This is a genomic window from Streptomyces sp. NPDC006510 (assembly GCF_040611955.1).
GTDB lineage: Bacteria > Actinomycetota > Actinomycetes > Streptomycetales > Streptomycetaceae > Streptomyces.
Map to the genome: position 1 here is coordinate 22,541 of NZ_JBEXPH010000110.1, position 6,371 is coordinate 28,911.

7 protein-coding genes are annotated in these 6,371 nt (G+C 69.0%); all 7 read left to right on the forward strand.

From position 1 onward, the window contains the following. Positions 1 to 14: 14 nt before the first annotated feature. The 7 genes from ABZY11_RS28030 to ABZY11_RS28060 all read left to right on the forward strand — a co-directional run bounded on the left by ABZY11_RS28030 (position 15) and on the right by ABZY11_RS28060 (position 6,152). Positions 15 to 869: a HipA family kinase gene (locus ABZY11_RS28030; protein ID WP_356481805.1), complete on the forward strand. Its 855-nt coding sequence runs from the start codon at positions 15 to 17 to the stop codon at positions 867 to 869. Then, complete coding sequence (locus ABZY11_RS28035) at positions 866 to 1,249, forward strand: DUF3037 domain-containing protein (RefSeq protein WP_356481806.1); 384 nt, start codon at positions 866 to 868, stop codon at positions 1,247 to 1,249. Before ABZY11_RS28030 ends, ABZY11_RS28035 begins: the two co-directional genes overlap by 4 nt. Positions 1,250 to 1,522: 273 nt before the next feature. After that, the gene (fabG, locus tag ABZY11_RS28040) at positions 1,523 to 2,284 is read left to right on the forward strand and encodes a 3-oxoacyl-ACP reductase FabG (RefSeq protein ID WP_356481807.1); all 762 of its coding nucleotides are present in this window, start codon (positions 1,523 to 1,525) and stop codon (positions 2,282 to 2,284) included. A gap of 20 nt (positions 2,285 to 2,304) precedes the next feature. Further along, positions 2,305 to 3,060: an SDR family oxidoreductase gene (locus ABZY11_RS28045; protein WP_356481808.1), complete on the forward strand. Its 756-nt coding sequence runs from the start codon at positions 2,305 to 2,307 to the stop codon at positions 3,058 to 3,060. Positions 3,061 to 3,178: 118 nt separating this feature from the next. Next, complete coding sequence (locus tag ABZY11_RS28050) at positions 3,179 to 4,759, forward strand: ABC transporter substrate-binding protein (RefSeq protein WP_356481809.1); 1,581 nt, start codon at positions 3,179 to 3,181, stop codon at positions 4,757 to 4,759. 87 nt (positions 4,760 to 4,846) lie between these two features. Further along, positions 4,847 to 5,530, forward strand: coding sequence for a uracil-DNA glycosylase (locus tag ABZY11_RS28055; protein WP_356481810.1), 684 nt, complete (start codon positions 4,847 to 4,849; stop codon positions 5,528 to 5,530). A 136-nt stretch (positions 5,531 to 5,666) separates the two neighbouring features. Then, positions 5,667 to 6,152: a hypothetical protein gene (locus ABZY11_RS28060; protein ID WP_356481811.1), complete on the forward strand. Its 486-nt coding sequence runs from the start codon at positions 5,667 to 5,669 to the stop codon at positions 6,150 to 6,152. The last annotated feature ends 219 nt before the right edge of the window (positions 6,153 to 6,371 follow it).

Consider the following 6,371-nt stretch of genomic DNA (forward strand, 5'->3'; position numbering starts at 1 on the left):
GATAGCCTGGGGAAATGCTCACCGAAGTCACAGCGACCCGCTATGTCACGCCCCTGCGGGAGGGCGGATCGTTGCCCGGGATCGTCGAGGCCGACGATCTCGGCACCTATGTCATGAAATTCACCGGCGCCGGACAGGGGCGCAAGACGCTGGTCGCCGAGGTCATCTGCGGGCAGCTCGGCCGCAGGCTGGGGCTGCGGGTCCCCGACCTCGTACAGATCCAGCTCGACCCGGTCATCGGGCTCGCCGAGCCCGACCAGGAGGTGCAGGAGCTGCTGAAGGCCAGCGGCGGGCTCAACCTCGGGATGGACTTCCTGCCCGGCTCGATCGGCTTCGACTCGCTCGCGTACCAGGTGGATCCGCGGGAGGCCGGACGGGTCGTCTGGTTCGACGCGCTGATCAACAACGTCGACCGGTCCTGGCGCAATCCCAACATGCTGATCTGGCACGGCGACCTGTGGCTCATCGACCACGGCGCCACCATGATCTGGCACCACAACTGGCCCGGCGCCCAGGCGTCCGCCGCCAAGCCGTACAACGCCTCCGACCACGCGCTCGCCCCGTTCGCACCCGACATCGCGGCGGCCGCCGCCGAGCTCGCCCCGCTGGTCACCGAGGAGCTGCTCACCGAGGTCGCGGCCGACGTCCCCGACGAATGGCTGGTGGACGAGCCGGGCTTCGACACCACCGACGAGCTGCGCCGCGCCTATGTGGAGGCGTTGCTGCCGCGCGCCGCGACCATCCACGAGCGGATCACGATGGAGGGCCCCACCGAGCCCAAGCCGTCCCAGGCCCCCGGCTGGCTCACCGAACACCTCACCCCCTGGCCGCACCCCACCAAGAAGAACGACAAGGACGGCCAGCAGTGAGCGAGCGCGATGTCTTCGAGTACGCGCTGCTGCGCGTGGTCCCGCGGGTGCAGCGCGGGGAGTTCTTCAACGCGGGCGTGGTGGTCTACTGCCGCGCACGGAGCTTCGTGGCCGCCCGCACTCATCTCGACGAGACCAAGCTGAGGGCCCTGGACCCGACCGCCGACGTGATCGGTGTACGGGCCGCCCTGCACGCCGTCGAGGGTGTGTGCCGCGGCGGGACGGACGCGGGCCAGGCGGCCGGTGACGACGCCGGCCGCCGGTTCCGCTGGCTGATCGCGCCGCGCTCCACCGTCGTCCAGCCGAGCCCCGTGCACAGCGGCCTCACGGCTGACCCGGAGGCCGAGGTCGAGCGGCTGCTCGATCTGCTGGTGCGCTGATCCCCAGGGCCTTTCGTTTGGATCGTGCCGGGCTCGCGTGCCCCGGCCCCGCGGCGCCGCCCGCGACCACCGTGCGGGCGGCACCGCCGGGTGTGACATGCGCCCCGGCGGCCGTGGGCCGTTGACACCGGGTGCCAGGGCTTCTAGCGTCTCGTCTGCTGAAGGTACTAAGCGGTTGCTCAGCTATCGGGAAGGTTCCGCGCACACGAGGTTCCGTGCCGGGGGTGCCCCGACGTCCGCTGAGCGGCGATCCAAGGGCGAGGAGAACCAAGCATGTCCACCACCGAGCAGCGCGTCGCCGTCGTGACCGGAGCGGCGCGGGGCATTGGCGCCGCCACCGCGGTACGCCTGGCGGCCGAGGGCCGCGCCGTCGCCGTACTCGACCTCGACGAGGCGGCCTGCAAGGACACCGTCGAGAAGATCACCGCAGCCGGGGGCACCGCCCTCGCGGTCGGCTGCGATGTGTCGGACAGCGCCCAGGTGGAAGCCGCGGTCGCGCGGGTCGCCGCCGAGCTCGGCGCCCCGACGATCCTCGTCAACAACGCGGGCGTGCTCCGCGACAACCTGCTCTTCAAGATGAGCGAGTCCGACTGGGACACCGTGATGAACGTGCACCTCAAGGGCGCGTTCCTGATGGCCAAGGCCGTTCAGAAGCACATGGTGGACGCCAAGTTCGGCCGTATCGTCTCGCTCTCCTCGTCCTCGGCGCTCGGCAACCGCGGTCAGGCCAACTACTCCGCCGTCAAGGCCGGTCTGCAGGGTTTCACCAAGACCCTCGCCAAGGAGCTCGGCAAGTTCGGCATCACGGCCAACGCCGTCGCCCCCGGCTTCATCGTCACCGAGATGACCGCGCAGACGGCGGCCCGGGTCGGCATGGGCTTCGAGGAGTTCCAGGCCGCGGCCGCCACCCAGATCCCGGTGCAGCGCGTCGGCCGCCCCGAGGACATCGCCAACGCCATCGCGTTCTTCACGGGTGACGAGGCGGGCTTCGTCTCCGGCCAGGTCATGTACGTCGCCGGCGGACCGCTCAACTGACCCGAAGGGCTACGGACATCATGACCGTGCAGGACAGCGGGAAGGTCGCGCTCATCACGGGCGGGAGCCGGGGCATCGGCTACGGCATCGCCGAGGCGCTGGTGGCCCGCGGCGACCGGGTGTGCATCACCGGACGCGGCGAGGACGCCCTCAAGGAGGCCGTCGAGCGGCTGGGCGCCGACCGGGCGATCGGCGTGGCGGGCAAGGCGCACGACGAGGCGCACCGGGCGGTGGCCGTCGAGCGCACCATGGAGGCGTTCGGCCGGATCGACTTCCTGGTCAACAACGCCGGTACGAATCCGGTCTTCGGGCCGATCGCGGAGCTCGACCTCAATGTCGCCCGCAAGGTCTTCGAGACGAATGTGATCTCGGCGCTCGGCTTCGCACAGCTGACCTGGAAGGCCTGGCAGAAGGAGAACGGCGGGGCGATCGTCAACATTGCCTCGGTCGCCGGAATCTCCCCCTCGCCCTTCATCGGCGCGTACGGCATCAGCAAGGCGGCCATGGTCAACCTGACCCTTCAGCTGGCGCACGAGTTCGCGCCGGTCGTCCGGGTCAACGCGATCGCTCCCGCGGTCGTGAAGACCAAGTTCGCCCAGGCGCTGTACGAGGGCCGCGAGGAGGAGGCCGCGGCCGCCTATCCGCTCGGCCGGCTGGGCGTTCCCGAGGACATCGGCGGTGCTGCCGCGTTCCTCACATCCAGCCAGTCCGACTGGATCACGGGTCAGACCCTGGTGGTCGACGGCGGGATTTTCCTGAATGCGGGCGTGGGCTGAGAACAGCCTGAGCGGATTTGGCCCTGATTGACTCAAGTGCCCTGTCGGGCCTGTTGATTGACCCGACAGGGCGCTGCGGTAAGGTCTGCCGACCCATGGCTGATCGAGGAGCGTTCACGTGTTCTACCGGGCCAGTCTGCAGGCCGCTGCAGCCGTTGCTTCCCTTTCTCTGCTGGCAGGCTGCGGACTTCTTTCCGACAGCGGCTCGGAAGTCGAGCAGAAGATAGTCGTCGGTACGACCAGCGAGCCCTCCACCCTCGATCCGGCGGCGGCGTGGGACAACTCCTGGGAGCTGATGCGGAACGTCTTCCAGACCCTGGTGAGTTTCCCCACCGGCAGTACGAGACCCCAGCCCGATGCCGCGGAATGGTGCAAGTTCACCGATACCACCAGCACCTCCTACCGGTGCAAGCTCCGCGAGGGCCTGAAATTCTCCAATGGGGAGAAGCTCGACGCCGAGGCGGTGAAGTACTCCATCGACCGGATCACGGAGATCAACGTCAAGGGCGGCCCGGTCGGCATGCTCGGCTCGCTCGACCGCGTCGAGACCAAGGGGGACGACATCGTCGTCTTCCACCTCACCAAGCCGGACGCCACGTTCCCCTTCATTCTCGCCACGCCCGCGATGTCGCTGGTGGCGCCCGGTGACTATTCGAAGCACAAGATACGCAGCGACGGAAAGATCACCGGATCCGGTCCGTATCTCCTTGATTCGTACAAGCCGGGAAAGCGCGCCGAACTGGTGAAGAACCCCGACTACAAGGGATTCGCCAACCGCAAGAACGACGCTGTGACGATTCGGTACTTCAAGGAATCCGGCCCCGTGGTCGCCGCCCTGAAGAAGAACGAGATCGACGCGATCTACCGGGGTCTCACCGCCGAGGACGTCGTCGACCTGGAGGACAAGCGGGACAAGGACAGCAACCTGCAGATCGTCGAGTCGGTCGGCGCGGACATCCGCTTCCTGGTCTTCAACCCCGAGGACCCGGCCGCGGGGAACGTGGCCGTACGACGGGCCATCGCCCAGCTCATCGACCGTGACGCCCTGGTGGCGAAGGTCTACCAGGGCACGGCCGAGCCGCTGTACTCCATGGTCCCCAAGGGCATCGCGGGACACACGACCAGCTTCTTCGACGCCTATGGGGATCCGGACAAGGACGAGGCGAAGCAGATCCTGACCCGGGCCGGCATCACCAAGCCGGTCAAGATGACCTTCTGGTTCACGACCGACCGGTACGGCTCCTCCACGGCCCTTGAGTTCGAGGAGCTGAAGCGGCAGCTGGAGGCCTCCGGGCTGTTCCGCATCACCCTGAAGAGCAAGCCCTGGAAGACGTTCCAGGAAGGCTTCAACAAGGGCGAGTACCCCGTCTTCGGCCGCGGCTGGTTCCCGGACTTCCCGGACCCGGACAACTTCATCGCCCCGTTCGTCGGCAAGAACAGCGTCATGGGGATGCCGTACGTGAAGAACGAGATCACCCAGGACCTGCTGCCGCAGACCCGCAAGGAGAGCGACCGGGGCGCGGTCAGCAAGCAGTTCGAGCGGGCCCAGAAGATCCTGGTCGACGACGTGCGGATGCTGCCGCTGTGGCAGGGCAAGCTGTACGTCGCGTCGGGCGAGGACATCGGCGGCGGCGAGCGCGCCCTGGACCCGCAGGTGGTCATGCAGATGTGGGAGTTCTACCGCAAGGCCAGCTGGTAGCCCGGAGCCGGACCGGCAGGGCCCGTTGTCAGTGGCCCCCGGTAGGTTCTCGGGTGAAAAGCTGATTGCTTACCGGAGGTTGTTGAAGTGACCGACACCGACCTGCTGCCCGAGTCCTGGCGCGGCGTCCTCGGCGAAGAGCTGCAGAAGCCGTACTTCAAGGAGCTCACCGAGTTCGTCGAGGAGGAGCGGGCCAAGGGGCCGGTCTATCCGCCGCGCGACCAGGTGTTCGCCGCCCTGGACGCCACGCCCTACGACAAGGTGAAGGTCCTCGTCCTCGGCCAGGACCCGTACCACGGGGAGGGGCAGGGACACGGTCTCTGCTTCTCCGTGCGGCCGGGTGTGAAGACGCCGCCGTCCCTGCGGAACATCTACAAGGAGATGAAGGAGGAGCTCGGCCTGCCGATCCCGGACAACGGATACCTGATGCCGTGGGCCGAGCAGGGCGTGCTCCTGCTCAACGCCGTGCTGACGGTGCGCGCGGGCGAGGCCAACTCGCACAAGGGCAAGGGCTGGGAGAAGTTCACCGACGCCGTGATCCGCGCGGTCGCGTCGCGGCCCGACCCGGCGGTCTTCGTGCTCTGGGGCAACTACGCCCAGAAGAAGCTTCCGCTGATCGACGAGGAGCGCCATGTGGTGGTGAAGGGCGCGCACCCGTCGCCGTTGTCGGCCAAGAAGTTCTTCGGCTCCAGCCCGTTCAGGCAGATCAACGCGGCGGTGGCCGCGCAGGGGCACGAAGCCATCGACTGGCGCATCCCCGACCTGGGCTGACGGGCGGCCCCGTCCCCGGCCGGCGGCGGGCGTCCGGCGACCGGCCGGGGACGCCCGCCCGAGCCTCAGCGGGATTGACCGCCGCTGCGGCTAGCGTCGAACGGGAACGGGGGGACGGGCGCGCAGGGAGGTCGCAGTGACGGAGCAGCGGGAGGCGTCCAAGGATGCCGTCATGACCAGGATCGGCCAGGCGGCCATACTGCTGCACGGTGGCGACCGGGAGGAGGCTCGCAATCGTTTCGGCGAGCTCTGGTCGGAGATCGGCGAGGACGGTGACGCCCTGCACCGGTGCACCCTCGCCCACTACATGGCCGACACCCAGGACGACCCCGGCGATGAACTGGCCTGGGATCTTCGGGCGTTGACCGCGGCGAACGGGCTGGCCGACGAGCGCGCGGCGCAACACCCCGATGCGCCGGCGGTGCGGGCGTTCTATCCCTCGCTGCATCTCAATCTCGCAGCGGACTATGTCAAGCTCCGCCGTCCCGACGCGGCGCGGATCCATCTGGACCGGGCGCGCGCCGCTTCCGCCGTGCTCGCGGACGACGGGGCGGACGACGGGTACGGGGGAGGGGTGCGGGCGGCGATCGCGCGGCTGGAGCTGCGGCTGCGTGAGCTGTGAGGGCGGCGCCGGGTGAGCTGTGAGGGTGGCCCGTCCGTACCGGATGGGCCATCGCTCGTTTCTCTCGTCCGGGCTCAGCGGCCGTAGGTGTCGTCGCAGATCCGGGCCTGCGGGCTGCCCCCGGGCCAGTACCCGTAGCCCCGCCCCAGCGCGCAGACGTCCGTCCCGGCGACCGGGGCGGGCAGAGCCGGGACGGGGGCGGGCGCGGCACGGTGCGGC

What these genes read in the sequence shown, in the direction of transcription:
- ABZY11_RS28030 (WP_356481805.1), top strand. Translation starts at nt 15, where the DNA reads ATGCTCACCGAAGTCACAGCGACCCGCTATGTCACGCCCCTGCGGGAG.
- fabG (WP_356481807.1), top strand. Translation starts at nt 1,523, where the DNA reads ATGTCCACCACCGAGCAGCGCGTCGCCGTCGTGACCGGAGCGGCGCGG.
- ABZY11_RS28045 (WP_356481808.1), top strand. Translation starts at nt 2,305, where the DNA reads ATGACCGTGCAGGACAGCGGGAAGGTCGCGCTCATCACGGGCGGGAGC.